Origin of the sequence: Natronoarchaeum sp. GCM10025321 (assembly GCF_042663585.1) — an archaeon.
GTDB lineage: Archaea > Halobacteriota > Halobacteria > Halobacteriales > Natronoarchaeaceae > Natranaeroarchaeum.
The window spans coordinates 1,419,341-1,443,716 of sequence record NZ_JBHTAN010000006.1; the positions used below are offsets into that span (position 1 = coordinate 1,419,341).

At 58.5% G+C, this 24,376-nt stretch carries 24 protein-coding genes; 9 read left to right on the plus strand and 15 right to left on the minus strand.

Features of this window, described 5'->3' with window-relative positions:
* Positions 1 to 2 precede the first annotated feature (2 nt).
* The 7 genes from ACFQL3_RS09980 to ACFQL3_RS10010 form a co-directional block, all read right to left on the minus strand.
* Positions 3 to 1,901, minus strand: a complete 1,899-nt coding sequence (locus ACFQL3_RS09980) for a DHH family phosphoesterase (protein ID WP_377057074.1) — start codon at positions 1,899 to 1,901, stop codon at positions 3 to 5.
* An 85-nt stretch (positions 1,902 to 1,986) separates the two neighbouring features.
* Complete coding sequence (locus tag ACFQL3_RS09985; RefSeq protein WP_377053811.1) at positions 1,987 to 3,090, minus strand: DUF7350 domain-containing protein; 1,104 nt, start codon at positions 3,088 to 3,090, stop codon at positions 1,987 to 1,989.
* Positions 3,091 to 3,156: 66 nt separating this feature from the next.
* Complete coding sequence (locus tag ACFQL3_RS09990; protein WP_377053813.1) at positions 3,157 to 3,855, minus strand: hypothetical protein; 699 nt, start codon at positions 3,853 to 3,855, stop codon at positions 3,157 to 3,159.
* Between the two features lie 238 nt (positions 3,856 to 4,093).
* On the minus strand, positions 4,094 to 7,093 hold the full coding sequence (locus ACFQL3_RS09995) for a PKD domain-containing protein (protein WP_377053815.1): 3,000 nt from the start codon (positions 7,091 to 7,093) through the stop codon (positions 4,094 to 4,096).
* A 121-nt stretch (positions 7,094 to 7,214) separates the two neighbouring features.
* Entirely contained in the window at positions 7,215 to 7,790 is a 576-nt protein-coding gene (locus ACFQL3_RS10000; protein ID WP_377053817.1) for a HalX domain-containing protein, read from the minus strand.
* Positions 7,791 to 7,902: 112 nt separating this feature from the next.
* Positions 7,903 to 8,598 (minus strand): hypothetical protein, encoded by a 696-nt coding sequence (locus tag ACFQL3_RS10005; RefSeq protein ID WP_377053819.1) that lies wholly within the window; start codon positions 8,596 to 8,598, stop codon positions 7,903 to 7,905.
* A 743-nt stretch (positions 8,599 to 9,341) separates the two neighbouring features.
* Positions 9,342 to 9,941: a GNAT family N-acetyltransferase gene (locus tag ACFQL3_RS10010; RefSeq protein WP_377053821.1), complete on the minus strand. Its 600-nt coding sequence runs from the start codon at positions 9,939 to 9,941 to the stop codon at positions 9,342 to 9,344.
* 114 nt (positions 9,942 to 10,055) lie between these two features.
* Here ACFQL3_RS10010 and ACFQL3_RS10015 point away from each other — a divergent pair, with 114 nt between their 5' ends.
* The 7 genes from ACFQL3_RS10015 (at position 10,056) to ACFQL3_RS10045 (ending at position 15,410) form a co-directional block, all read left to right on the plus strand.
* Positions 10,056 to 10,259 carry a MaoC/PaaZ C-terminal domain-containing protein gene (locus ACFQL3_RS10015; RefSeq protein ID WP_377053823.1) on the plus strand — a complete coding sequence of 68 codons (204 nt, stop codon included), beginning with the start codon at positions 10,056 to 10,058 and terminating at the stop codon, positions 10,257 to 10,259.
* A 35-nt stretch (positions 10,260 to 10,294) separates the two neighbouring features.
* Positions 10,295 to 10,504: a hypothetical protein gene (locus tag ACFQL3_RS10020; protein WP_377053825.1), complete on the plus strand. Its 210-nt coding sequence runs from the start codon at positions 10,295 to 10,297 to the stop codon at positions 10,502 to 10,504.
* A 39-nt stretch (positions 10,505 to 10,543) separates the two neighbouring features.
* The gene (locus ACFQL3_RS10025) at positions 10,544 to 11,005 is read left to right on the plus strand and encodes a MaoC/PaaZ C-terminal domain-containing protein (protein ID WP_377053827.1); all 462 of its coding nucleotides are present in this window, start codon (positions 10,544 to 10,546) and stop codon (positions 11,003 to 11,005) included.
* A gap of 77 nt (positions 11,006 to 11,082) precedes the next feature.
* On the plus strand, positions 11,083 to 11,583 hold the full coding sequence (locus ACFQL3_RS10030) for a hypothetical protein (protein ID WP_377053829.1): 501 nt from the start codon (positions 11,083 to 11,085) through the stop codon (positions 11,581 to 11,583).
* Positions 11,580 to 13,073 (plus strand): UbiD family decarboxylase, encoded by a 1,494-nt coding sequence (locus ACFQL3_RS10035; RefSeq protein ID WP_377053831.1) that lies wholly within the window; start codon positions 11,580 to 11,582, stop codon positions 13,071 to 13,073. Before ACFQL3_RS10030 ends, ACFQL3_RS10035 begins: the two co-directional genes overlap by 4 nt.
* On the plus strand, positions 13,070 to 14,461 hold the full coding sequence (locus ACFQL3_RS10040) for a UbiD family decarboxylase (protein ID WP_377053833.1): 1,392 nt from the start codon (positions 13,070 to 13,072) through the stop codon (positions 14,459 to 14,461). The genes ACFQL3_RS10035 and ACFQL3_RS10040 overlap by 4 nt, the downstream gene beginning before the upstream one ends.
* Positions 14,454 to 15,410, plus strand: a complete 957-nt coding sequence (locus tag ACFQL3_RS10045) for an MBL fold metallo-hydrolase (protein WP_377053835.1) — start codon at positions 14,454 to 14,456, stop codon at positions 15,408 to 15,410. Before ACFQL3_RS10040 ends, ACFQL3_RS10045 begins: the two co-directional genes overlap by 8 nt.
* Here the strand turns inward: ACFQL3_RS10045 and ACFQL3_RS10050 are convergent.
* Both ACFQL3_RS10050 and ACFQL3_RS10055 read right to left on the minus strand, forming a co-directional pair.
* Positions 15,380 to 16,783, minus strand: coding sequence for a zinc ribbon domain-containing protein (locus ACFQL3_RS10050; protein ID WP_377053837.1), 1,404 nt, complete (start codon positions 16,781 to 16,783; stop codon positions 15,380 to 15,382). The two genes, ACFQL3_RS10045 and ACFQL3_RS10050, sit on opposite strands and share 31 nt — an antisense overlap.
* A complete protein-coding gene (locus ACFQL3_RS10055; RefSeq protein ID WP_377053839.1) occupies positions 16,780 to 17,952 on the minus strand; it encodes a thiolase domain-containing protein in 1,173 nt (390 codons plus the stop codon). The genes ACFQL3_RS10050 and ACFQL3_RS10055 overlap by 4 nt, the downstream gene beginning before the upstream one ends.
* A 150-nt stretch (positions 17,953 to 18,102) precedes the next feature.
* Between ACFQL3_RS10055 and ACFQL3_RS10060 the strand changes: the two genes are divergently transcribed.
* Both ACFQL3_RS10060 and ACFQL3_RS10065 read left to right on the plus strand, forming a co-directional pair.
* Complete coding sequence (locus ACFQL3_RS10060; RefSeq protein ID WP_377053841.1) at positions 18,103 to 19,554, plus strand: aldehyde dehydrogenase family protein; 1,452 nt, start codon at positions 18,103 to 18,105, stop codon at positions 19,552 to 19,554.
* 85 nt (positions 19,555 to 19,639) lie between these two features.
* On the plus strand, positions 19,640 to 20,794 hold the full coding sequence (locus ACFQL3_RS10065; protein WP_377053843.1) for an acyl-CoA dehydrogenase family protein: 1,155 nt from the start codon (positions 19,640 to 19,642) through the stop codon (positions 20,792 to 20,794).
* 23 nt (positions 20,795 to 20,817) lie between these two features.
* Here the strand turns inward: ACFQL3_RS10065 and ACFQL3_RS10070 are convergent, their stop codons facing one another.
* The 6 genes from ACFQL3_RS10070 to ACFQL3_RS10095 all read right to left on the minus strand — a co-directional run bounded on the left by ACFQL3_RS10070 (position 20,818) and on the right by ACFQL3_RS10095 (position 24,265).
* Positions 20,818 to 21,657: an enoyl-CoA hydratase/isomerase family protein gene (locus ACFQL3_RS10070; protein WP_377053845.1), complete on the minus strand. Its 840-nt coding sequence runs from the start codon at positions 21,655 to 21,657 to the stop codon at positions 20,818 to 20,820.
* A gap of 123 nt (positions 21,658 to 21,780) precedes the next feature.
* The gene (locus ACFQL3_RS10075; RefSeq protein WP_377053847.1) at positions 21,781 to 21,957 is read right to left on the minus strand and encodes a hypothetical protein; all 177 of its coding nucleotides are present in this window, start codon (positions 21,955 to 21,957) and stop codon (positions 21,781 to 21,783) included.
* A gap of 5 nt (positions 21,958 to 21,962) precedes the next feature.
* Entirely contained in the window at positions 21,963 to 22,727 is a 765-nt protein-coding gene (locus tag ACFQL3_RS10080) for a Phenylacetic acid catabolic protein (protein WP_377053849.1), read from the minus strand.
* Positions 22,720 to 22,929 (minus strand): phenylacetic acid degradation PaaB family protein, encoded by a 210-nt coding sequence (locus ACFQL3_RS10085; protein ID WP_377053851.1) that lies wholly within the window; start codon positions 22,927 to 22,929, stop codon positions 22,720 to 22,722. The genes ACFQL3_RS10080 and ACFQL3_RS10085 overlap by 8 nt, the downstream gene beginning before the upstream one ends.
* A 17-nt stretch (positions 22,930 to 22,946) precedes the next feature.
* On the minus strand, positions 22,947 to 23,342 hold the full coding sequence (locus ACFQL3_RS10090; protein WP_377053852.1) for a metal-sulfur cluster assembly factor: 396 nt from the start codon (positions 23,340 to 23,342) through the stop codon (positions 22,947 to 22,949).
* Between the two features lie 2 nt (positions 23,343 to 23,344).
* On the minus strand, positions 23,345 to 24,265 hold the full coding sequence (locus ACFQL3_RS10095; protein ID WP_377053854.1) for a Phenylacetic acid catabolic protein: 921 nt from the start codon (positions 24,263 to 24,265) through the stop codon (positions 23,345 to 23,347).
* Between the last annotated feature and the right edge of the window lie 111 nt (positions 24,266 to 24,376).

Sequence of the window (24,376 nt, forward strand, 5' to 3'; positions counted from 1 at the left end):
ATTCAGACCGAAGACTTCGTGCTGCTGAGTGCTTCGTCGATCTCCGCCTCGGACATCTTCTCGACGAGTGAGTCCAGAACCTCCTCACGCCGCCCTTTGACGAACTTGATCGAACCGACGACGAGGTGGCCGCCGCCGCTGACACCGCCGCCGACGATCTCTTCGTCGAGTTCCGTGACCATCCGCGGGATGTCCAGTCGGACCCCGTCGCTGCGGAGTACCGAGAAGTCGGGGCCGTAGCCGATGGTGATCACCGGATCGCCGGTTTCCTCGACCTTGTGGTCGTGGATCGCACCGGTCGTGTTCCCCGGAGCGGGGTACGTAAACCGGTGCGTGTCGTTCTCGACGTCGATCCGATAGAGATGTGCACCGTTATCGAGACGCTCGTGCTCGACGTGTGGCAACGCTGCCTCTAGCTGCTCGTCGATCTCGCCACGGGATTTCTCCGCGAGGAAATCGACCAGTTCGTGGTGTTTCTCCTCGTCCTCACAGCCGACGTTGAGGGCGTCGTTGACGAGATGGCGACCGGAGTCGTAGCGGAGCCAGTGTGCGGCATAGTCCAGCGCCTCCCCGACGTCTTTCAGGTCGTCAGAATCGTAGCCGACTTCTCCAGCCAGTTCGAGGTAGTCGTCCATCGCATCGGCGGCCGAGCGGTCTGAGATCCCGGCGACTGCGGGGACGTGCCGAAGCTCGTCGGTCAGGTCCGGGTCGATCATCCGAGCGAGTTCGACACACATCATGCCGGTCGTGATCCGGTAGTCCTCGTCGTAGAGATACGGATTGACGTGCTCGGTCAGGAGTGGCTCGACCGCCTCGGGATCCGGATGGTGGTGGTCCAGCACGACGATTGGGATGTCGTAGTGTCGAAGCGTCTCGTAGGCCGGTGTGTCCTCTTCGGTGCTGCCGTTGTCCAGCATGAGCAACAGGGGGAGCTTCTGGCCGTGACGCTCGCGGTCTTCGAGCGCGAAGTTCAGATCCCGTGTCGCGTCTTCCATCTCGTAGAACGGTGCTTTGCTCGGGAGCCGTTTGAACAGGTGTCGTTTGGCCTCCGGATCCTCGTGAACTTCCTCGATAAATCGTTCGAGCGCCAGTTCGACCGGGACGCTGGCACACATGCCGTCACCGTCTGCGTGGTGCCGGATCCTGATCGGCCGCCCTTCGAGCACGGTCCGCCGGAGTAGCCGCGCAACCGATTCGAGATCCGGTCGTAGCTTGTCGAACGCGGGCCAATCGATGAGTGGATCCACGTCCGCCGGGGCCGCACGCTCCTCAACGGCGGCCTCTAGCCGCGCTTCGACCTCGTCGGCCTCCTCGTCGAGGACCGTCAGCGAGTCTGCTTCGATCTGGATCGCACCTTCACGGTGTTCGGGTGTCCCGCTGATACGGACGTAATCGTCGACTGAGACGTCCGGATACGCGCGGACCCCAGCCGACTCGAAGATCGCACAGGGGACGATACCGCTTTCATCGCGCACGTGAAAGAGTGTCGGCCCGCCGGTCTGTTTGATCTGCACGACCTGCCCAGCCAGATACACGGTGTTACCGACCTTGTCCTCTAGCTCGTCGACGGTCGTGATATCGTAATCGTGAGAGATGGTCTGCAGGTCGTACTCGTCGATATCAACCGAACGGAAGGAGACGTCGCCGTTCTCTCGCACTTGGTCGAGGTCGACGACCAGTTCGTCGCCGACTTCGTAGTCGCCGTCGAGTTTCGATTCGTGAACGAGCCCGGAGACGAACTCCGAGATGTCGACGAAGACGCCGTACTCGACGACGCCGTTGACCGTCCCGAGATACAGACCGTCCTCCTCCACGTCGTCGAGCGTACACTCCGGGTCGAGATCGTAGACGACGGGTGACTGATCCGCATCACCCGTGCTGGTTGTCTCGTCGTCAGTCATCATTATCGAAAAAATGGCAACGAGCGTGTAAAACGCTTTGCAACTCGCTCGAACGGTACGACCCGTCAGAGCGGCGATACGGCTCTCAGTCTTCGAGCGAAAACTCGACCGGATCGATATCGAGGAACGCAGTCTCGTAGCCGTCGTGTCGTAACACTCCCGGCGGGGCAGTGACGTCAATCCGAACAGTATCCACCGTTTCGAGTGACTCTGCAGCCAGCCCGTAATGAAAGTCGACTTGGGGGTCGAGAGCGGCCGAGAGCTGCTCGTCGGAAAAGACCGCCTCGCCGTCCCGGAATCCCGTCGCAGTCAGCGACATTTCCGGCAGTGGGACGCGGTTGTACGGTGTCCGAAGGGATATCAGGAGATACGGCCTCACGTCGAAGCGCGAGCCTCCATCGACGAGGCTTGCCGCAAAGACGGCATCACTACTGCTGGCGGTCCCCAGAGACCTTCCCGGGAGTGTATCGGGAGCAGGGACAACCGATACGGGGGCGTGCATATCGTGTTCGTCGTGCCCACCGTCCTCGCCACCCTCTCTACCGTTCATCAGCGGCGCGGCGTCACGCCGACCGCGTTCTGACTCGTCGTACTCCTCGAAGGAGAGGTCGTAGATGTCGTCAACGTCGTACTCGAACTCGATTTCCGTAGTTGCAGTCTCGCGGAGCCGGTCTTCTAGATCACCAACCAGACGTTCGTTTATTGGCGCCGTCCGAACCTCGGCTGTGTAGGTTCCTTTACCGGCGAGTTGCACGTTGTCACCGTAGTGGAATCCCATCCGCTGGGAGATCATCGCCCACGGGCGAAGCGAGGTTACCAGTGAACCGGCCGAGTAGATGTCGACCTGTGGTTCGGCGGGCAACACCGTCCCCGTCTCACGGTCCCAGATGGTGACCATCAGATGCATGGCGTCGGACTCCTGAACGTCCACCCGTTTCGTCCCCGCTTCAGTAATGTTGTAAAACCGATGTGGAAACGTGTACTGAAGCGCGAACCCGTAGTCGCCGCTATGGCTCACGCCATAGGTCGCCATTTCCTCGGCACCAGCAGGGAGGTAAACAGCATCGGGCCGGTCTTCGACGACCGGGATACTCTGCCAGACGGATTCGGTTTCGAGGACACCCAGACAGCCGGCGACGCTGGCACTGCCGACAGCGAGGCCTGCCTGTAGTAGTGTCCGTCGCTTCATATTTGAGAGTCAGAAGTGTGGGGTATTACAACTTCCGCTCTGCGGGAACGGAGAGCCTACAGCACTCTATCGTGACCAGTACCGCCGAGCACCAGCGATCAGTACGATGCCCGCAATCATGACACCAGCAGCGATGTATCTATACGGCGGAATATACTGGACGATCAGCGGTGGGTCGTCGTATCGGTAGGCATCGTCGTCGCCCGCGTACCCGACAGCCTCGAACTCCTGACGCTGGAACGTCACATCACCATCCACCTCGCCACGGAACCACATCTGATCCCGGACACCGTGGTCCTGATTGATCCCCTGGGCATTATAACGGATCTCCCCCTCGATAGTGCTGTCAGGGTCGTCGTTCAGGTCGACGTAGGCCGTTGCCTCTTCCTCGCCTATCGGAACGAGAGCCAGTTCTCCGGAGCCGTGTGTCTCCTTGGTGTGGACGAAAACCTCGCCAAGATTCGCATGCGTCGATGGGTTCTCGAACGTAATCGCTGCCTGAGCGATCGGATCACCGTCCTCGTTAGTTGTTTCGACGAGGTCTACGTCGGCGATTCGCTGTGCGGGTATGTCCGGGTCGGAGAGGTCGAAGTCTTTCTGGACGGTCGTTTCAAGATCCGGTCCCGTCGTTCCGATAGATACGGAGTGGTTGTCTCGGGTAACATCATACTGCTCGCTGAAGTCCCAAGTTTTGTTCCAGGTTTCCCCAGGATCGAGTTCAGGGGACTCGTGTGATATTATTAGATCGTCTACATAATAATTCACACTGACAGGACGTGGTCTCGAAGCCTCATTAGAGGCTTTGACTGAAGCACATTCTGTATCCTTGTCGATCACTAGATTAAACCTCACATCGAACTCACTACCAATTGTAGATTCGGCGTCGGTACTATTTGAATTCAAATTGTTACAGTCTGTAGCAACCGCAGCGACAGGGCTGCCCGAGACAATAATCAATACGATCAGCAAAGCAATTGTAACATAGTTTGCAATCCGACTCATTTTAGCACACCCCCTCGTAGACTGATTGGCAATCCGCGTTCAATCCATCATTCTCACCAACAACTGCAGTTATTAGCTCATTTTCTGAGCGTAATCCAGACGCCGTCGCATCTACGCTAAATTCATCGAATTTTAAATCGGTATTGCCATGTCTACGCTGAGTGTACGGGTATTCTAGGAGCTCACCGTGAACTGTCCCAGAAGTCTCCTGGACATACGACGGATCGTCGTATAAGGCTACAGTTGTTCTGTGTCGTACCTCTTTTGACAATTCCCAGGTAGTGGATTTTGTGGTTTTGCCGATACGAAGATTACCACTCTGAGAGGCCCGTCGATAGGCACCACCAACAGCCGTCGTTTCTCCTTGGGTTACCCAACTTACGTTCGTTTCAGACGTTGTCGATTGCGCTACGTATGTCTGTTTGCTCTCAGATACTGTTCTTGTATATTTATATTGAGTTACTGTCTTTGGTCGTGGGACGGAGGACCGGTGAGGATATTTAGTTATAGTCCGTGTATGGCCAGTGAACCGACCATCAGCACCGTAATGAGAATTTTCCCAAGCGGATACTCTGTCGATGACTGTTCTTGTGTCGTCACCAGCAGTGGACCAGTCACTACGCATCGTGGTGAATCGATCACGTTCGTATTCAGAATCGAACTCACGCGTTTCTGTAGAATAAGTGGTCTCTGTCTCTCGTTTCTCTAGTTCGACAGATTCAGTAACAGTTGAAGTCGAGTCAAGCTTGTAACCCGCCCCCTCCAAGCTCATACGTTCGTTCCGAGATGTAGCTGTAACTTCACGGATGACCGTATCGACGGTGTATTCAATATTTTTGACTTCGACGTTTCGGGGTTTCGGCATGATCCCGTCGATACCCGAAATCTGTCGCGAATGGTAGGCTTCATCCGATCGTTCCGGATTGGAAACGACAATTACAGGATCAGCACCATGTGTAAAGGATTCGGCATCAATAGCTACTCGCCCGGTGTAGTATTTGACAGCATTCTGTCGTGCCACGTTGCTAGTATCTTTGGCAGACGGTTCCGGATCAACCATACGCCAAGACTCGATAACTCCTTCACCGTTTTTGATTTCAAGATCGACATTCAGATCGTACTCCGGGGAGGCAATTTGATAGTCTTCGGTTCGCACATCAATTAGAACTACGTCACCCGATTCGTATGGATCTTCTGAGACTTCTGTCATCTCGTCGATTTGAGGTACATAAAAATCGTAGAGATCAAGCTCATAAGTCGTCGACCTTCCCATCGGGTCAGATGCTACAAGTTTGGGTGTATCACTGAACTCGATGCCGATAAGATCATCCTCCGAATAAGTTCGATCACGATCTGCAACGTTGAATTTGAATCCCATACCATCTGGATCGAATGAATCACTTACATCGATCTGAACAAGGTAGCCACGGTCATGCGAATCAGCGCCAGAATCGACAAAGTCGATATGGACTTCCGGCGGGCTTGGAGTCACTTCAAATTTTGAAGAACCAGCAGCTTTGTTTCCCATTTGAAACCCTAAAATATAATCTTTCGGATATTTCCCAGCCCATTCGGTTCTGATTGTAAGAGTATCAGTCGTAGAATCATATTCGTTAGGTACCTCTTTGATCTCTATTAGACCACTGTCTTTGAGGTATTCTATAGAAGGGACTTCACTCGGATCCTCCCCGTTCAACGCAATCTCGATCTCGTGGACGGCAGTATACCGCTCTTCGTCGAGTCGTTCGTGGTACGAATCGACTGGCGTATTAACGAAGCCGGAGTCGATCAGTTCTGGCTGTCCCTGGTCCGTTGAGTCTGTAGTAGCCTGTCCTCGCGCGTCGGTTGCCACAGCACGTATCTCGGTGCGGGAGTCGTCTCGGGGAAGAGCAGCCGAGAATTCGTGTTCGTAGGTGGATCGGTTATCTGCGGGATCTAGAGTCGTCGTCACAACCGGGTCATCACCGACGTAGACGGAGACATTCTCCAGAGAACCGAACTTGTCGGTTGCGACAACTTGCCCCATCACGTCGGTTCCGTCTCGGTCCAGATCTAACTCGACGTCGGGCACCGGATCCGCGACCACCTCGTCGCCGTCCGAGAACGTGATACGGCGCGTCGAGCCATCGTGGTCCGCCAGCGCGTACAGTTGATGCGTACCGGGCTCCCAATCGACAGTCATCTGCTCGCCGATACCCAGTTGATTGTTCTCATCGTACCATCGGATCGAGCCGAATTCGTCGGAATCGCTGCCAGCGATCCGATACTCTCCTTCGAGGGGTTGCTGGCCCGTGACCAGTTGATCACCCTCGACAGTAGCTGTCGGCGCGGACGGCGAAGGGCGGGCCGAGTCCTCACGGACGGAGACGGTCAGGTCGTCACTGGCGGAGCGGTTGGCCTCGTCCGATACCGTAGCCTCGACGGTGCGTTCGCCGGAGGACGAGAACTCACGGACGAGCGTGTGTGTTCCTCCGTCGAATTCCGGGTCTCTCTCGATGACGGCCCCATCGATGCGCCACTCGATGCCGTTTATTGGCGTCGTTCCAGATTCGACAGTAGCGGTGTAGGATATCTGGTCGTCGACGAGCGGATTCGAACTGCCAGAGACCGTCACCGCCGGTGCAGGTGACTGGCCAACGGAGACGTACATCGCATCGGTATCAGTTCGACCATGTTCGTCCGTGACCGTAAGCCGGACCGTGTAAACGCCTTCTCGGTCGGGCACGAACTCCGTCTGGACGCAGTCGTCGCAAGAAGGTACCTGCGAATTCCCCTCGGGCGTTTCGATACGCCATTCATAGGTGGCGAGACCGCCTGCAGGCGAGCGAGAACCGCCGCCGTCCAAGAGGACGATATCACCCACCTGTGCCTCCTGATCTAGCCCGGCCTCCGCGAACGGGTCAGCGTTGCCGCCGTTCTGCGTGGCATTCACGTGACCAACAGCGCCGAACGCGACGCCAGTTAGCAGCACCGACAGCAGTAGCAACCGATAATATTCCATTGATAGTTACAGGATATAAATTGCGGATGCAATATAAACCTGTGGAACGCGCTATCGGGTGAAAGCACTAAGAACAGGCACCAAGAAAAAGGATAAATAAGCGGACGAGCGGCGGGGGCCGTCAGTTCTCGCCGGGGAGATCCTGAAACGCGCCGACGAAATCGTCGTGGTCCGATAGGTCAGAAACTGTCTCGTCGACGTTTCCACGGAGTTCGTCGACTTCATTACAGAGTTCGGTGTACTCGTTGCTTGCTTCTAGTTCCCGGTCCGATTTTTCGGTTTCCAGAAGCGATTTCTTGGAGACGAGCGAGTAGTACTGCTGGATATCGGCCTCGTACATCGAGCGAGTCTGGATTCGGTCGACGACCTCCATCAGTTCGTCTTTGGAGACCGGCTTGACCAGGTAGTCGTCGAACCCCATCTCGATGATGTCGAAGTCTGGGTCAACTGCCGTGACCATCACAATGCGGCAGTCGTATCCGCGATCCCGGATCTCGGAGAGAACCTCGTCGCCAGACAGCCCCGGCATCCGACGGTCAAGCAGAACGATCTGGACGGAGTCTTCCATCTTCTCCAGAGCGCTCTCACCGTCATACGCGGTATCGACGGTCCAGTCGGTCTTGAGCCAGGCCGCAAACAGATCTGCAAGTCGTGATTCGTCGTCTACGACGAGGATGTCAACTGGTTGGTCGGGCATAATCAATTATATTTAGGGGTACGTCCGATATTCGTGCACGATAGATGTATGGCGGTAATGGGTGATAAATGCCGCGGCCGTATGTCGGGGAACTTATGTATGAATGAATATACTATTTGCTCTCCTCTTCGTCCTCGCTCTCGGAGAATAGTTCGCTTACACCGCCGCTTTCGATCGTTTCGTACACCACGAGTTCGAGCAACGCAAGCGCACCTAGCAGGAGCACCATGCCGAACACGGGCACTGCTACCAGTACGACGATCAGTAGCGCGCTGAAGAGATACTGGATAGCGCTGTATCCGGGTGCCCGCTTTGCGACGGCAATTCCTTCCAGCGTCGCGTCAATGACGCCGAGGTCGTCTTCCGCCCGAACCAGAACGTGTCCAGTGCGGAACGTCAGCAGAATGACGGCCAGAAGGGTATAAAACCCGAACGCCGCCCCGATCCAGAAGACGAACGAATTACTGGCAAGCGCGAGCGTAACATAGACGATAGTAACGGTGAGACTGCCGAAAATGAGCGCCGAGAACAGTAATCCTTGACGGAAGTTATCACGAATCGAACCCAGAAAAATCCGCGTGAGTTTTTCGTCCGAAACCGAATCCATCTCTTTGCGTTGCTGGACGGAATGCGAGATAGTCGCAACAGCGGCGAGACAGACGGGACCAATTGTCAGAACGGGAAAGACGAACAGCACGCCCAGAATGCTGACGATAGAGACGATAATGATCTGATCGTACACCAGCCGTCCCCACGGCTTGACAGAGCCGAAGAAATCGAGGGCAGTAACTGAGTCCTGAGAACCCATCGTCAGAAGATTTTCGACGACAGGTCAAAGAGTCACCGAAACCCGATCGGACGTGAGAAGAGTAGGCATATAAAAGTTTCCTGATATTTTATTTACAAAGATAGAATAGCAAAAGTATAGATTAGTAGTAGTTTCGAATATATTATAAATATTACAGGGGGGCATCTGATATGAGACAGGGCCTACGGTCAAGCGGGATATAACTTTATTCGAAACTTTTCAGATCGAACGTACAAAGAGAGACATGACATTGGCAACCGACCGGTCTCTCCGAGTCTCGTAAAGAAATACAGTATAACGACCAAATCTATTTCAAAATGGTTTGAGCAAATATAAAATAGTTCGAGGATCGACGGCAACGGACGGTAAGAATCAATTATGCCGACATGGAAAGCGGGTTCGTCGATTACAGCGTGATCCACAGTCTCGCAATAGTTGGTTGTATATCAGTTTTTGAACTCGCCTGTCACGAATCGAATGGTCAAGACTGAACCATTACCATCAATTTTCAGTACTATATATTCAGATTATAATTAGCCAAAATTGACAAGCTAATTGTCGAGTTTGTGTATCGCCCATCAATAGATGAGCCCAACTTTGATCCAATCACTAATCCCTGTGAAAGTTGGACACTGAGTCGATACGCCAATTCGATATACGTCTTTTGTCTGTCTCTTTTCGAGGTGATGATTTCGTATTCGCGGCGCTGCACGACGCTCTAACAAAGATAATCACCGGATGTGTCAGCTACGTTCGCTTGGAGGACGTTGGACACGCTCTGCGATAGATTTCTGTAACGAAATCTCCATCTGGAGTTCACGTAACGTACTCTCGACGACGTCAAAGCCAATATTTTCGTAGACCGAGATAGCGCGTTCTTTGCCACTCGAGACCTCCAGTGAGAGCCCGGCGTGATCTTTATCGGCGGCGTAAGCGAGGAGTTGTTTCATCAGTTCCGTCCCGATGCCACGGTCCCGAACGTCCTGGTGAACGAAGATCACTATTTCTGGGGTGGCTGATTGTTCCGGGGTAGCGGCGACGTGGCCGACAATACGGTCTCCACGGAGTGCTATCAGCCCCCACCCTCGGTCCATCAAATTCACTAACCAGTTTTCGATCTGCGGTCGACCGGCCGGTGGAAGCCCCATCGTCCGACTGTACGAGTCAAGATCCTCGTACATATCGACGAGCGGTTCCAGATCCTCGGAACGATACGGGCGAGCGATCAACGCTTCCTCCTCTTTATCAGTAAACCGAGGGCAACGAGGGGGACAGTACGGTGTTCCCACACAGTCAGAATTATCCCAGATGTTACATTTGAGATCCTCTGAGTCACCGCTCATGCATAGAAAGTCGTGCCGAAACCTCGTAAGTGCGACCCTGAACATGACGGTTTTTTAAGTACTCCGTAGAGATGCGTCTGTAATTTTATACCCAGCCAGTAATTACGCGTACCGATGGCAACGCAGTACTACTTCGAGGACCTGCAGGAAGGAGAGATCAGGGAACTCGGCGGATATACGATTCCGAGAGATGAAATGATTCGGTTTGCTCGGCGATACGATCCTCAGCCGATCCATACGGATCAAAAAGCCGCGGAAGATTCGATATTCGGCGGACTCATCGCGAGTGGGTGGTATACGGCGAGTATCTGTATGTGATTACTCACTGACAAGTTTTTGACGATGCGGCGAGTATGGGTGCCCTTGGTCTAGAGACACTCGATTGGTCGACCCCCGTACGGGCGGGTGATAGGATAGCCGTCGAAAACGAGATTCTCGAGACGAATCGATCGGAAAGTCATGCAGACAGGGGCTACGTACGCAACGAAACCCGAGGATACGACCAGAACGGGAACGAGGTGATCAGATGGGTTGCAATCAATATCGTCGGGCGGCGCCAGTAAAACGGAATTGACATCTACCTGTGGTCGAGTTACGCCCACATGGACGACAGTAGCGATACTACGGTCTATTTCGAGGATGTCGACCCCGGTACGACGACGGAGTGCGGTTCGACCACCATCACGGAATCGGAGATTGTCGAGTTCGCCGAGCGGTACGACCCACTCGAGATACATACGGAGACCGAAGTGACGGGGGAAAGCCCGTTCGGCGGTCTCATCGCAAGCGGCTATCACACGCTCTGTCTCTCCGTTCGTCTGCTCGTAGAGGCGGTTCGTCGCGACCGAGCGGTCGTCGGTGGATTGGGGTTAGACAGCGTTTCGTGGAACAATCCGGTCGAACCCGGAGACACACTGACTGTCACGAACGAGGTTGTCGATACCCGACCGTCAGATAGCAATTCGGAAACGGGAGTTGTCCACGAAGAGATAGTGGTGACGAACCAGGCAGGTGAGTCGGTGCTCTCGTACGAGAATTTCGAGCTCGTGCGCCGCCGTGATTGACTCTCTGAGGGGTTCGACCGGTCCTCCGGATACGGGAAGTCTTTATTTGCGAAAGATGACAACATAGAGTAGAGGGTATGTCCAGCGAATACGTCACCTCCGAGACCAACCTGCCTGAGAACTACGAGGACGGGGAGATACAACTGCAGATAAGTGACAAAAACACGAAAGAGATCTTCAGTACTCAAGCCAAAGTAAGTAGAGATCCAGAGGATTTAGACGATTCGGAGCCTCTCACGGTAGTTCGTGGCCCCCACGAAAACATAGAAGAACAGTGGTACATCGAGATCCTCGAAACGGATACCGAACCTGGAGGAGTCGACACAGCGGTACTGGAATCAGTAATCGGAGATCTCGAAGAGGATTCGAATATAATCAACACGCGGTCGGAAGATCTGAAAACTCTTCTGGAGTATCTAACGAGAGCCGGCAGGTACGACTCGGTATCGGAGGCAAGCCGATCGATCATGCTCGAATATATTGCGGAGAACTACCCCGATCTGGTCGAGGAATACGCCGATCTCAAAGTACAGGCAGAGCGTGACGGATTGATTATGGAACTACGAGACGAAGAATGACGGTCGAGACACTGCGCCAATACCTGCAGAGCCTCGAAGCAAGGGATGATCTCGATCGGATCTCGGAGGAGATCACCTGGAACCTGGAAGCAAGCGCCCTCACGATGCTATCGAACCAGCATGACAGTGCGGTTCCACTGTTCGAGAACGTCGAGGGGGCGCAGTTGGTCGGCGACCCGTATCGTGGCTCTCAGCGGCGGCCGTGGGACCGAATTGCGACCGGCCTTGGACTACCGCCGAACTTGTCCTGTGACGAGTTCTACGGAGAGATTATCGGACGACTCAAGAACCCGTACGAACCGGAGACCGTCAAGTCCGACGACGCACTGTGTAAAGAAGTAGTCCGGACGGAGGACGCGGACTTACTGGACTTTCCCTGGCCCTATATCCATGCGGGCGACGGGGGACGATATTCCAACTTGCACACGCTGATAACGTCGGATCCCGACTCGGAATGGGTAGACTGGTCCTACCATCGTTCGATGATCCACGATAGCAAGACCGCAAGCGTCCTCTTGCTCGCTGGCGAACAAACCCCGAACCTGTACTACTACAAGTACGAACGGCGCGAAGAACCGATGCCCGTTGCAATCGCCGTCGGAGCGGAACCCGCGGTACAGTATACGTCGGTTATGTGGATCCCGACCGGGCGGAGTGAAGTCGAGTACGCCGGTGGTCTGAAGGGTGAGCCAATCGAGTTGGTTCCCTGTGAGACGAACGATCTCATGGTGCCCGCATCGGCCGAACTCGTCATCGAAGGTGAGATCCTCCCGAACGCACGCCGAGACGAGGGGCCGTTCGGGGATTACTTCGGCTACATGCATGGGCCGCGCAGATCGATGCCGGCGCTGCGCGTCGATGCCGTTACGCACCAGCGAAACCCGATCATTCCGTTCTGCGTGGAGGGGAGCGGCGTCGGCTACACCGAGAACTCGACCAGTTCGATGGAGGTGGGTTGTGTGGGTCCCGACGCAACGCTCGGTCTCCGTATGGCGGGGTTCGACGTGAAATGCTGTGCACCCTGGACGTCTTCCCCACGAACCGTGTACGTGGTGTCGATGGAGACGGCCGATCCCGGGCGCCTACACGAACTCGCGAACTTCATCTTTACTACGTGGGGGATGCTCCACGTCGACTTTTTCGTGTTCGTCGACGCCGACGTCAATCCGCTGAATCAGCGGGACGTGTTAGAGGCGCTCTCCTTGCATGCCGACCCGGACGAAGATTTTCATCAGTTCGGACGAGAGATGATGCCGAAAGTCCCGCTCAACATATACCAGACACCAAGCGAGAAGGGCGATATACAGACGGGGACCTCCAAAGCAAAGACCGCAAAGGCGTATATCGACGCGACGCGCGGCGGAGAGGAACCAGCAGACGGGGTCACGGATAAGGTCGAACGCCGACACGCTGCTCAAGAAACCCTCGAACAGGCGGGGGTCGATCCGGAGCAACTCCCGTTCGTGTATCCCGGAGGTGACGACCAATGATGACGTTCAGAACCCTCCTCGACGAACTGGAGTCCCAGGAAGACCTCGTACGTGTCACGGACCCAACACACTGGGACGGAGCCGCCGCGTCGGTCGCCAGCGAGGCGGTCAAAAACAGTTGTCCAGCGGTCCTGTTCGAGGAGACGCCCGGGAAGGTCCGGTTCGCGAGCGGTGCCTATGCCGGACCGGACCAGCTCGTCGAACACGACCAGTCGTCCTGGAGACGGGTCAGTACTGCACTTGGACTCGGGCCGGACTGTCAGTATATCGAACTGCTCGATCATCTCGCCGAGTCCGAGCCGGAGCCGATAGATGGAAGCGACCTCGGAGAGCCAGCGGGGCACAGAACCGAAACGGATCTGTACTCGCTCGGTCTGCCGTCGATCACACGGGGAGAGCGCCCCCTGGTCACGCTCGGACTGATCGCCGCCGAACGTGACGGGACGTCCACGTGGGCCCCGGTACGGGGACGAGTACAACACACCACAGGAATGCGGCTATCTGTTCCGGAAGCGTTCGCCGATTGGTACGCTAACGGTACCGAAGCGATGATTCTGCTGGGGGTCTCGGGTAGTGCACTGATAGCTGCCGCAGAGGGCTGGACTGGCGAGCGAGCGACGCCGGAGGTCCCCGAACTGGCGGCAGGCCTCTCGGACATCTCGCTGGCGGAAGCGGATTCAGTTGTCGTCCCAGCAGCCGTCGAGGCTCGGTTCACGGGCGAGGTTCGAGATGTGGAGGGCGACGTGGGCGGACCCGAGGCCGCGTGGGAACGAACCTGCGACGTGACCACCATCGAAATCGATATCGAGCGGAGCGCACTCCGAGAGGACCCGATCGTACCGTTTACTCCGCTCGGCAGCCCGTTGACCGACGACGTACTACTGACGAGTCTCGTCGAATCGGCGGAGCTCTATCGCAGAGTGAACAGCTATTGGGGCGTCTCGCCGGTCAACTGGATACGGCTGCCGTTCGAGGCACGTCTTGGGCTCTGCATCGTTTCGAGCGAGATCCTGTACGCCGGTTTCGAGTGGCAACTGGCGAATACCCTGTTTTCGTTCTCCCGGCTGTTCGACAAGGTACTGGTGTTAGACGAACAGGCGGACCCGACGAATCTGGCGCGCGCACTCGACGATATGTGGGTAAAAGCACATCCGGCGAACGACTGGACGTTCAGCGAACCGAACGCCCCGAGCGCGTCTGCACCCCGCTATCGACGTGACGGGGAGACCGGAACTCGCCTGTACATCAACGCAACGTGGGATCCGCGGTGGGACGAAGAGTATATCGCACCGCGTGTCACCTTCGAGTCCTCGTATCCGGAGAACATCCGAGAGGCGGCCAGAGAACGCTGGAACCAGCTAACCCATGCTGGAGGAAATGATGAGTGACTTCGTCAGGATCCCAGTTGGCCGGGGGACTCCGGAGGGAGTCAACAGCGCGTACGTCGTGCCGGACAGCGGCGTCGTCATCGATCCCGGACCGCCGACCGATAGCTCGTGGAGTGCGCTCCGTGACGGAATAGAGCGTACGGAGATATCTGTGCAGGGGATCGATCACGTGCTGGTGACTCACTGGCACGCCGATCACGCTGGACTCGCCTGCCGATTGGCCGACCGGGCGAACGCGTCGATACACCTCCACGAGGGCGACGCGCACCTGGTCGGTGATTATACTGAAGCACGACAGCGCCGATTACGGCGCGATGCCAGCATCCTCGGCCGCTGGGGCGTTCCCGAGCGGATCCGCGAGGCCTTGCTCGACCGCGACGCCCCGTCACCGTTACCCGATACGTACCCGGTACAGGCACACGAGGAGGGTGACCGGATCGCCGGAATCGAAGTCGTCCACACACCCGGTCACACGAAGGGCCACGTGTCGTTTGCGACGGCAGAGACCCTCTTTCTGGGCGATGTGCTCCTTCCGACGTACACGCCGAACGTCGGGGGAAGCGACACGCGCCTCGACGATCCGCTGGCGACGTACCTCTCGTCGCTGGAGCGGGTCGAGACCATCGCAGCGGGCCGAACCGGCGAGCCAGGTCACGGGACGACGATGGACGTGGACGCGGCCATCAAAGCAGTGCGAGAACACCACCACCAGCGAGCGAAAGACGCGTACGACGTAGTCGCTACGACCAACGAACCGACGGCCTGGACCGTCGCTCGCGAACTCTTCGGAGAGATGAACGGCATCCACGCGAAGTTCGGAGCGGGCGAAGCGGCGGCGCATCTGGACCGGCTTGCCGCCCTCGGGGTCGTCGAACGGATCGAAGCGGATCCGGTCCGGTACAGGACAGCGGTCGCCGACTACCCATCCAGCGTGAACTTGACGCCGTAGCGTGGGATCCCTTCCTGCACGTAGATCCGCCGTATCGTCGCCCGGACCTCGTCACCGACGGATGCGTCGTCGAGGTCGGCATCCGTGAGTTGGCCGGGGAGCTGGATCGCGTCTCGCCCGTCGCCCAGTTCGACGATTGCGACGCCGTAGGCTCCGTCGCGCTGTTGCTGTTCTGCGAACTCCGGCGGTGCGCCGCCCTGACCGATCGTCGTCAGTGCCAGAATCGTCCCGCGCTGAGACGCCTCGAACCGCTCGAAATCGACGCGAGCGTGACAGGACTGGCAGGCGCCGTCCGGCGGGAACGAGACGGCCCCACACTCGGGACACCGCCCGGCAACGAGACGGTAGCGCTGGTCGAGCGAGCGCCGCCAGTTCGGGAGACTGACGTTGGCTCCACCGCCGGCGACCTCGCCGGAGACGACGTAGCCGCGTTCGCGGAGGTAGTCGGCGTAGGAGAGTTCGGTCCCGTCTTCCAGGTCGTCGATGCCGGCCACTGGGAGTCCGCCCTCGCAGACGAACGCCGCGGCGGTGCCGCCGCCGAAGAACGCGGCGAGGGACCGTTCGCCGTCGGCCGCCGCGAGCGCAGAGAGAAGGCCGATCGGCACGGTGGCCGCGCCGGCGTCGCCGATCCGATCGACGACCATGCCGGCGTGGACCGCCTCGTTGTCGACCGGTAGATCACCGACGATACGGTACGGCAGTTTTCCGTTGGGCTGGTGGACTGCCGCGCGGTCGACGGAGTCGACGCCGTCGAGATCCGCGGCCGCACCGGTAATCGCGTCTCTGACGACGTCTCGCTCGAACGTCGTGATCCCCAGCGATTCGACGGCCCCCTCGCCGCGCCGCCGGAACCGAACCCCGGGTGCTTCGTCGGCGTGCCAGCCGATCTCACGAATCTCGACGGCCGGGTCCTCGTCCACGACGAACGCGGCGGCACCCGCGCCGAGCGAGTGATCCTCGTCAGCCGGTTCCCCCTCGGGGCAGTCGGCGACGGCGACCAGCGCGGGGCCGTCGGCGTCGAGCGCACTGGCGAGCACATCCGCCCCCGCTGCAGTGTGCTGGGTGCTCGCGACGGTCCGGACGTCGGTCGACAGCCCCAGCGTCCGGACGAGTCGGCCGGTGACGTCACTCTCCTCCAGCGGCGGCGTCGTCGTCGCCACAGCGAGAAGCGAGATCGAGTCGCGACCGACCTCCGCGGCACCGAGCGCGCGCTCGCTCGCCGCCGTTGCCATCGTCAGCGCATCCTCGTCGGCGTTCGGGACAGCCTTTTGATCGATGCCGGTCGCGTGTGTGGTTCCCCACGCGTCTTCGAGTTCCTCGGCCGAGAGACGGTATCGCGGGAGGTAGAGTCCCGCCGCGGTGAGTCCCCTCATCTATCCACCTCCTCACGCTCGAAGACGTGAACCGCGACGCCACCGCCGCTGCCGCCGACGTTGTGGGTGAGTCCGTAGTTCGGCTCGTCGACCTGGACGTGTGCGTCGCCGCGGAGTTGATCGAATGCTTCGGCGATCTGACCCGTTCCGGTAGCCCCGATGGGATGGCCCTTCGATTTGAGACCGCCGCTCGTGTTCGTCGGGAGGTCGCCGTCCGGATCCACGACGCCGTCGCGCAGGAGCCGTTTGGCCTCTCCACGCTCACAGAAACCGAGATCCTCGTAGGCGACTAGTTCGGCGATTGCGAAACAGTCGTGCACCTCCGCGAAGTCCAGATCCTCCGGGCCGATCCCGGCTTCGTCGTAGGCCGATTCCCCGGCCCGGACCGACGCCGGAATGCTCGTCAGTGTGTCGCGCTGGAACAGTCCGACCCGACCGCTCGACGCACCTGCACCGGCCACCCGAACCATCGGATCGCTCGTCTCGCGAGCGACTTCCTCGCTGGCGACGAGAACGGCACTCGCGCCGTCGGTGGTCGGACAGCAGTGATAGAGGTTGAGCGGATCCGCCACCATCGGCGCGTTGACGGCATCTTCGAGCGAACACTCGAATCCGAGATGCGCCTTCGGGTTTTTCGCCCCGTTGGAGTGGTTCTTGACCGCGACGCGGCCGAGGTCCTCCACCTCCGCGTCGTACTTCTGCAGGTAGGCGCTGGCCATCTGGGCGTACACGCCCGCAAACGTCGTCCCGCTCATGCGCTCCCACTCCATCTCACCGCTGACGCCCAGCCACCAGCGAGTGTTGTCGGAACTCGTGTCGGTCATCACCTCGAAGCCGCCAGCGAGCGCCACGTCGACCATCCCCGATCGGACCGCGGCGACGGCCTGTCGAAACGCGAAACTACTCGCCGCGCAGGCGTTTTCGACCCGAGTCGTCGGAATCCCGTGCAGGCCGACGTACTCCGTGGCCGCGGGGCCGCTCAGACCGATCTGTCGCCCGCCGACACCGAGCGTTCCGAGAAACGCTTCATCGATATCGTCTGGAGAGATCGTTCCGTCGACGCTCGCGCGGGCCCGCTCGTAGGCGGAGTCGAACAGCGACTGGTACGTCTCCTCTGGAAACGAGCCGAACGACGACTGTCCGGCACCGACCACGTAGGCATCTCTCATACACCCCAGATTGCCGTGGATACCTAAAAAACCCACAGGTGTGGGTCAGCGTGACGTGATCTTACGCCCAGTCTGCAGTGGGCTTTCCGGCCGCTGCCCGGTTGCCAGGGTCCGAAGTCTTTTTTGGGCACACAATCAACATCAATAAGCATGAGCTATTCAGGGCCGACAGAGCTGTATATAGACGGCGAGTGGACCGATTCCGAAAGCGGAGAGACGATCGAAACCGTCGATCCAGCGACCGAAGATGTCTACGCGACGCTTGCACAGGCGTCCCCCGAGGACGTCGATAGTGCTGTCGTAGCTGCCAATAGAGCGGCTGATCGGGATTCGGAGTGGCGATCGATGGATCCGCGCGAGCGGGGACAGCATCTGAACGCGATGGCCGACGCCATCGAAGACCGGAAAGACGAGATCGTCCTCGTCGAGTCCCACGACAACGGCAAGACGCCGTTCGAGGCGACCCTCGACGTCGATATGGTGATCGATACGTTCCGATACTACGCAGGCTGGGCCGATAAGATCCAGGGCGACGAGGTCCCGGTCCCCGGCAATCGGTTCAACTACACCGTACGCGAACCCCTCGGCGTCACCGGGCACGTCATCCCGTGGAACTATCCCTTCCAGCTGGCCGGACGCAGCCTCGCTCCGGCGCTGGCCTGCGGTAACACAGCGGTACTCAAACCGTCGAGCGTGACCCCGCTGTCGGCTCTCTACTACGCGGTCGCCGCCGAAGAAGCCGGGCTTCCCGACGGTGTAATGAACGTCGTTCCCGGTCGGGGCAGCACTGCCGGTAACGCGCTCGTCGAACATTCCGACGTGGAACACATCGCCTTCACCGGATCGACCGGCGTCGGCAAGGGCGTCATGGAGAACGCAGCCCAGAACGTCACGGGTGTCACCCTCGAACTCGGCGGAAAGGGACCGAACATCGTCTTCCCGGACGCGGATCTCGATGCCGCCGCCAGCGGCGTTCACTACGGTATCTTCATGAATGCCGGCCAGATGTGCTGGGCCGGATCGCGACTGTTAGTCCACGAGGACGTCCACGACGAGGTCGTCGAGAGGGTCGTCGAAGGGGCGGAATCGACGCCGCTCGGGAGCGGCATCGACGACGACGGACGGATGGGTCCGGTGGTCGACGAATCCCAGCAGTCCGAGGTCCTGGAATACATCGAGAGCGGGAAGGCGGACGGCGCGACCGTCGCGACGGGCGGCAAGGTTCCCGAGGACAAGCAGGAGGGGTACTTCGTCGAACCGACCGTCTTCACCGACGTCGAGAACGACATGGCCATCGCCCGCGAGGAGATATTCGGGCCGGTGCTCTCCGTTATCAAGTTCTCCGACCGCGAGGAGGCGATCGAAATCGCGAACGACTCGCCCTACGGTCTCATGGCGGGGATCTGGACGAACGATCTCGAGACCGCACACACGACCGCGGAGTATCTCGACTACGGGATGGTCACCATCAACGAGTTCCCGGTCACACAGCCCCAGACACCCTTTGGAGGGTTCAAAGAGAGCGGCAGCGGACGCGAGCAGGGGACCGAGGCACTCCACGAGTACACGCAGACGAAAAACGTCAACATAAACCTGGGCTGAGGTCGCGTCGGTCCGATGGTTCTTTTTCGGTCGTCCGAGGTGTTGCCGGGACACTTATGTGACCGTACTGTGCGTATTGCAGTATATGAGCCTGATAGAGAGTGTGCTCACCGAGGAGCACCGCGAGTTCCGGGATCGAGCCGATCAGTTCGCGACCGAAGTCGTCGAGCCACGGGCACAGGAGATCGAAGACGACGACGAGTTCCCCCGCGACGTCATGGAAGCGGCGGGCGAGCGCGGACTCCTGGGAATCTTGCTTCCGGAGGAGTACGGTGGGCAGGGATCGGACTTCCTTTCGTACTGCGTCGCAGTCGAGCGGATCGCGCAGGTGAGCGGTGCCGTCGCCGAGAGCATCCAGGGGCACACCTTCGCGGCACTACCGATTGCGAACTTCGGGACCGAACGCCAGTGTAAACAGTATCTCGAACCGATGGCTCGCGGCGAGACAGTCGGGGCAATGTTGCTGACCGAACCGGGAGCGGGGAGTTCCCCGACAGAACTGGCTACTGTCGCCGAAGAAGCGGACGACGAGTTCCACATCTCCGGGGAGAAGTCGTTCGGAACGAACGCCGGGGTGGCCGATGTCCATCTGGTGGTCGCGCGAAAGCGCCCCGCACCGGAGGACAGCCACGGAGTGAGCGTGTTTCTCGTTCCGGGCGTCGACGACGCGGACGGGTTCTCCTTCGACCGCAAGGAGTTTATGGGGATGCGAGGGCATGTGACGGGCGATTCGGCGTTCGACGGTGTCAGCGTCCCGGCGTCGGCGCTCCTCGGAGAGATCGGACAGGGGTTCCGGATCGCGATGGGGACCATCGACATGGCCCGGACCGGACTCGGAGCGATCGGAACGGGCATCGCTACCGCCGCGTTCGAGGACGCCATCGAGTACGCGGGCGACCGCGAACAGGGCGGAAACCCCGTCGGAGAGTATCAGGCAGTGCAGGTTCTGATCGCGGACATGGACGCAGAACTCGATAGCGCACGTCATCTCGTCTATGGCTCCGCGGCGTCGATTGCGGACGGGAACCCGCAGACGCGACAGTCGAGCAAGGCGAAGTACGTCGCGAGCGAGGCCGCCGAGTTCGTCACCCGAAACGCGATGCAGGTCCACGGCGGAAAGGGATACCGTACGGACCTTCCGCTGGAGCGGTACTATCGGGACGCAAAAATACTGAGTATCATCGGCGGCACGAACGAGATACAGAAAACGACCGTCGCCGGTGAGGCGCTCGGACTCTAATCGAACGTCTCGACGATCAGGAATTACTCGTCTGCTGGCTCCTCGTCTCCGAGTTCGACACCGATGAAGTCGGGGTCACGGTCGTTGAGGAAGGCGTCGGTTCCCTCCTTTGCGACGTCGGAGCCGAGGAGGTTGTTCTGGAGTTCGCGCTCGTGAGCGAGCGCATCGCTGAGGGGCATCTCGAGGCCCTCGTTGACCGCCAGTTTGTTGTTTCCGACCGCGAGGTTTGGCTTTTGAACGATCATCTCTGCGAACTCGAAGGCCTTGTCCTCGACCTCGTCCGGTGGGTGAAGTTCGTCGACGACGTCTCGTTCCAGCGCCTCTGCAGGTGTGATCGTCTCGCCGGTTATCAGCATCTTGAGTGCATCGGATCGGTTAATGTACCGCGGGAGGAGCTGTGTCCCTGCCTCGCCCGCAATGAGGCCGAGATTGATCTCCGGCATCCCGAGGTTGTAGTCGTCATCGTCACCGACGAAGCGGAAGTCACACGCGAGTGCGAGTTCCAGGCCGCCACCCATACAGTGACCGTTTATCATCGCGATGAAAATGGTATCTGTTGTCCGCATTTTCATGATGATCTCTTTGCTCGTCTGGCTCGCGTAGCCGATCTGATGGGCTGGTTCGTCCTGAAGTTCCTGAATGTCGAACCCCGTAGAGAAGAACCGCTCGTTCTCGCTCCCGAACACTGCACATCGTACTTCGTCGTCGAAGCGGACCGCCTCGACAGCGCGCTGCAGTTCGAGGAGGACGTCGATGTTGTGTGCGTTTGCTGGCGGACGGTCGAGACGGAGAACACCGACGTGGTCCTCCGTATTGGTGGTGAAATACTCTAGGTCTAGCTCGTCGAAGGGTTTGAGTGGCATACAAACCATCCATTGACACCCAACTATAAGTAACTTTCCTGATCGACCGAAATCGCCCGACACAGAGCGAATCACACTGCTGTAGCTACGCTGGTCGCGAAGCGTTTCCCGGCCGGTGCGTTGCTACCGTCCCGTATCCGGATTTTCGCCGTCGAACTTGATCCGCTCGAACACTGTGTTACAGCCGTTACAGTAGTACTGGGTTTTGGAAATCTCGCTGCCGAAAGCGGATTCCTGTTCCGTATCCATCGACTCGCAGAACGGGCAGACGACCTCCAGTTCTGTTTCTTGGTTACTCATGGTGGTCAGTTGATCGCAAACTCCGCGTTCTCGACACCGCGTAGCTCTCGGACGTCCGAATCGCTAATCGATCCGCCGTCGACGCGCCGCCGCGTCTCGTTCCAGTCCTCCGGGTCGGGGGCTTCCCAGTCGACTCCTTCGAGCGAGACCTCGGTATCGGCGAAGAGTTCGCGATAGTGATCGGCGAACGCCTGGCGGATCTCGGAGACGGGTCGGTCGGTAAATCCGGAGCTGCACACCGGATCGTTCTCCTCGTCGTGAGTTGCCGGACCGATCAATGCTAGTGCCTGTGGAAGCGTCTCCTCCAGCGTAGTCTGGATCACGTCCGATTGCTCTTCAGCGAGCGTTTCGAGGCGCGCATCGTGATATTCGAGATGGAAGTACTCGTCTTCGCCCATCTTGCGGAACATCCCCTGCAGATCGTCGCGGTCTATCGCGTCGATCATGTACCACGCTGCTCGATCCGCCGGCGCGACCGACGCGATGTACTCGGCCCAGTCGCCATCGATCTCGTCGATACACGCCGCGTTGTTGAACTCCTCTGGCTCTCGGTCGCCGCGGATCCAGTCCAGATCCCGGCCCTGCTCCTGCAGTTTACGAGCTAACTGGCGAACGTGGCCGATCTCTTCCTGTGACGCGCTGGCACCGCCGATATCGTCTTCGAGCGAGGGGCCCGCGAGGCTCCACTGTGCGTATCGGTGCCCCAGGATTAGCTTCGTATCCGAGGCCGCCTGGACGTAGTCGACTGCCGGTTCGGGCCAATCACTCATGGGAGCCCACCCCAGGTATCGGCTTTTCTCCCGTGACTTCGATCAGGTTGTCCCTGCGGACCACCGCCAGATAGTCCCAGTCTTCCTCGTTGAACGTGTTGTGTGCGTACATTTTGGCTAATCGCTCGTTCTGTGCAGTCACGTTACCGATATGTTTGGTATCGTCACCTTGGTTGATCCGTGCGAATACTTCGAATTTCATGATACTCTCATCTCTGATTACAGGCTGATCCCCGCTTCGTGCATTTTCTGTCTGACCTCGGTCGTAAGCATGTCTTTCGACCAGACCGGGTCCCAGACGACCTCGACCTCGACGGTATCGACGCCGTCCATCACCGTCAGACAGCTACGGATATCGTTCTGGATCATGTCGTAGGCCGGACAACCCATACACGGATACGTCATCTCTACGGTGACGTCCCCATCGTCGGCTTCGACGTCGTAGATCATCGCCATCTCGACGAGACTCACCGGAATATGTGGATCAGGGATCTCGTCGATCGTCTCCCACAGTTTCTCCTCGAAGGGGGTCGCATCGGCCCGTTGTCGCTCGATGTACTCGCTGTTAGATCCCGGGCCAGTCGAACCGTTCGAGTTCGTTGTTACGCTTCCCATCGTCACACTCCGACGTCGATATTCTCGGACTGGATCAGGTTGACGTACTTTTCGTTGGCCGGGCCACGGGAGCGCCAGCGGTCCATGACGTCCGACCACGAGATCGGCTCGTCGAACAGCCACTCTTTGTTCTCCTCGTCGAACGCGACCGGAAGATCGTAATCGAGGACGTACTCCTCGGCGTCATCGTCGTAGTGGGCTGGCACGTCGAGGTCGAGTTCCTCCATAAGGGGCATTGCCCGGTCGATCCAGTCCTGTCGCAGTTCGTCGTTGGTTTTGCCCTTGATCCGATACTCTAGCTGGTCGTCGTGTTGCTTCTTGTCGTCCGGAAGGCCGAACCACTCGACAGCCATCGGGAACATCCAGTCGATGGCCTCCTGCAGTTTCTGCTTGGTGTTGTCGTCTTTGTTGGCCAGGCGGCGCATCCACGTCTCGCCGTGGCGCAGGTGGAACTGTTCTTCCTTGTTGACTTTCGTCAGCGCGCGCTTCCACGGCGCGTAGGAAGTGTTCTCGTGGATATCGCTGAGCAGAACGATGCCGGCGCGGTCGAACATCCCGTGAGCGCTAACGAGCTCCGCGAAGTTGTCGATGTGCTGGTCGAACCCGTAGGTGTTTCGGAACTCGTGGGGTTCGCGGTCGTAGATGAGCTCTTCGCGGTCCTCGCCGAGGTCCTCTAGCATTCGGTAGGCGATGTGGCCGTGACCGAGTTCATCCTGGATCACGCTGATACACGATGCGCGGGCGTCCGCGGACGGGGCGTTGAGCGTCTGCTCGTAGTAGGCAGGCGCGCTCATCAGTTCCGTATCGGCCGAAACCGTCAGGATCTGTTTGAGGGCCTTCTTGTAACCCTCTGTCATCTCGTCGGTCGACTCTATCATCTTCCCGTTCTGCACTTGTTCTTTCAGCTGTTTCTCGGTAGGCATAGCTTTGATCGTCCAATATACTCTAATGGTCGAAGCATTATAATTGTTTTCTGTATACGTTTGGCGTATCTAGGGGGTGATCTGCGCCGAATTTATTATATCAGGGAATAG

Coding starts and splice junctions, on each gene's coding strand:
- ACFQL3_RS10045 (WP_377053835.1), top strand. CDS start 14,454: ATGAGTGACTTCGTCAGGATCCCAGTTGGCCGGGGGACTCCGGAGGGA.
- ACFQL3_RS10055 (WP_377053839.1), bottom strand. CDS start 17,952: ATGAGAGATGCCTACGTGGTCGGTGCCGGACAGTCGTCGTTCGGCTCG.
- ACFQL3_RS10020 (WP_377053825.1), top strand. CDS start 10,295: ATGGGTGCCCTTGGTCTAGAGACACTCGATTGGTCGACCCCCGTACGG.
- ACFQL3_RS10035 (WP_377053831.1), top strand. CDS start 11,580: ATGACGGTCGAGACACTGCGCCAATACCTGCAGAGCCTCGAAGCAAGG.
- ACFQL3_RS10060 (WP_377053841.1), top strand. CDS start 18,103: ATGAGCTATTCAGGGCCGACAGAGCTGTATATAGACGGCGAGTGGACC.
- ACFQL3_RS10025 (WP_377053827.1), top strand. CDS start 10,544: ATGGACGACAGTAGCGATACTACGGTCTATTTCGAGGATGTCGACCCC.
- ACFQL3_RS09980 (WP_377057074.1), bottom strand. CDS start 1,901: ATGACTGACGACGAGACAACCAGCACGGGTGATGCGGATCAGTCACCC.
- ACFQL3_RS10050 (WP_377053837.1), bottom strand. CDS start 16,783: ATGAGGGGACTCACCGCGGCGGGACTCTACCTCCCGCGATACCGTCTC.
- ACFQL3_RS10070 (WP_377053845.1), bottom strand. CDS start 21,657: ATGCCACTCAAACCCTTCGACGAGCTAGACCTAGAGTATTTCACCACC.
- ACFQL3_RS10005 (WP_377053819.1), bottom strand. CDS start 8,598: ATGGGTTCTCAGGACTCAGTTACTGCCCTCGATTTCTTCGGCTCTGTC.
- ACFQL3_RS10095 (WP_377053854.1), bottom strand. CDS start 24,265: ATGCCTACCGAGAAACAGCTGAAAGAACAAGTGCAGAACGGGAAGATG.
- ACFQL3_RS10080 (WP_377053849.1), bottom strand. CDS start 22,727: ATGAGTGATTGGCCCGAACCGGCAGTCGACTACGTCCAGGCGGCCTCG.
- ACFQL3_RS09995 (WP_377053815.1), bottom strand. CDS start 7,093: ATGGAATATTATCGGTTGCTACTGCTGTCGGTGCTGCTAACTGGCGTC.
- ACFQL3_RS10010 (WP_377053821.1), bottom strand. CDS start 9,941: ATGAGCGGTGACTCAGAGGATCTCAAATGTAACATCTGGGATAATTCT.
- ACFQL3_RS10040 (WP_377053833.1), top strand. CDS start 13,070: ATGATGACGTTCAGAACCCTCCTCGACGAACTGGAGTCCCAGGAAGAC.
- ACFQL3_RS10085 (WP_377053851.1), bottom strand. CDS start 22,929: ATGAAATTCGAAGTATTCGCACGGATCAACCAAGGTGACGATACCAAA.
- ACFQL3_RS10065 (WP_377053843.1), top strand. CDS start 19,640: ATGAGCCTGATAGAGAGTGTGCTCACCGAGGAGCACCGCGAGTTCCGG.
- ACFQL3_RS10000 (WP_377053817.1), bottom strand. CDS start 7,790: ATGCCCGACCAACCAGTTGACATCCTCGTCGTAGACGACGAATCACGA.
- ACFQL3_RS10015 (WP_377053823.1), top strand. CDS start 10,056: ATGGCAACGCAGTACTACTTCGAGGACCTGCAGGAAGGAGAGATCAGG.
- ACFQL3_RS10090 (WP_377053852.1), bottom strand. CDS start 23,342: ATGGGAAGCGTAACAACGAACTCGAACGGTTCGACTGGCCCGGGATCT.
- ACFQL3_RS10030 (WP_377053829.1), top strand. CDS start 11,083: ATGTCCAGCGAATACGTCACCTCCGAGACCAACCTGCCTGAGAACTAC.
- ACFQL3_RS10075 (WP_377053847.1), bottom strand. CDS start 21,957: ATGAGTAACCAAGAAACAGAACTGGAGGTCGTCTGCCCGTTCTGCGAG.
- ACFQL3_RS09985 (WP_377053811.1), bottom strand. CDS start 3,090: ATGAAGCGACGGACACTACTACAGGCAGGCCTCGCTGTCGGCAGTGCC.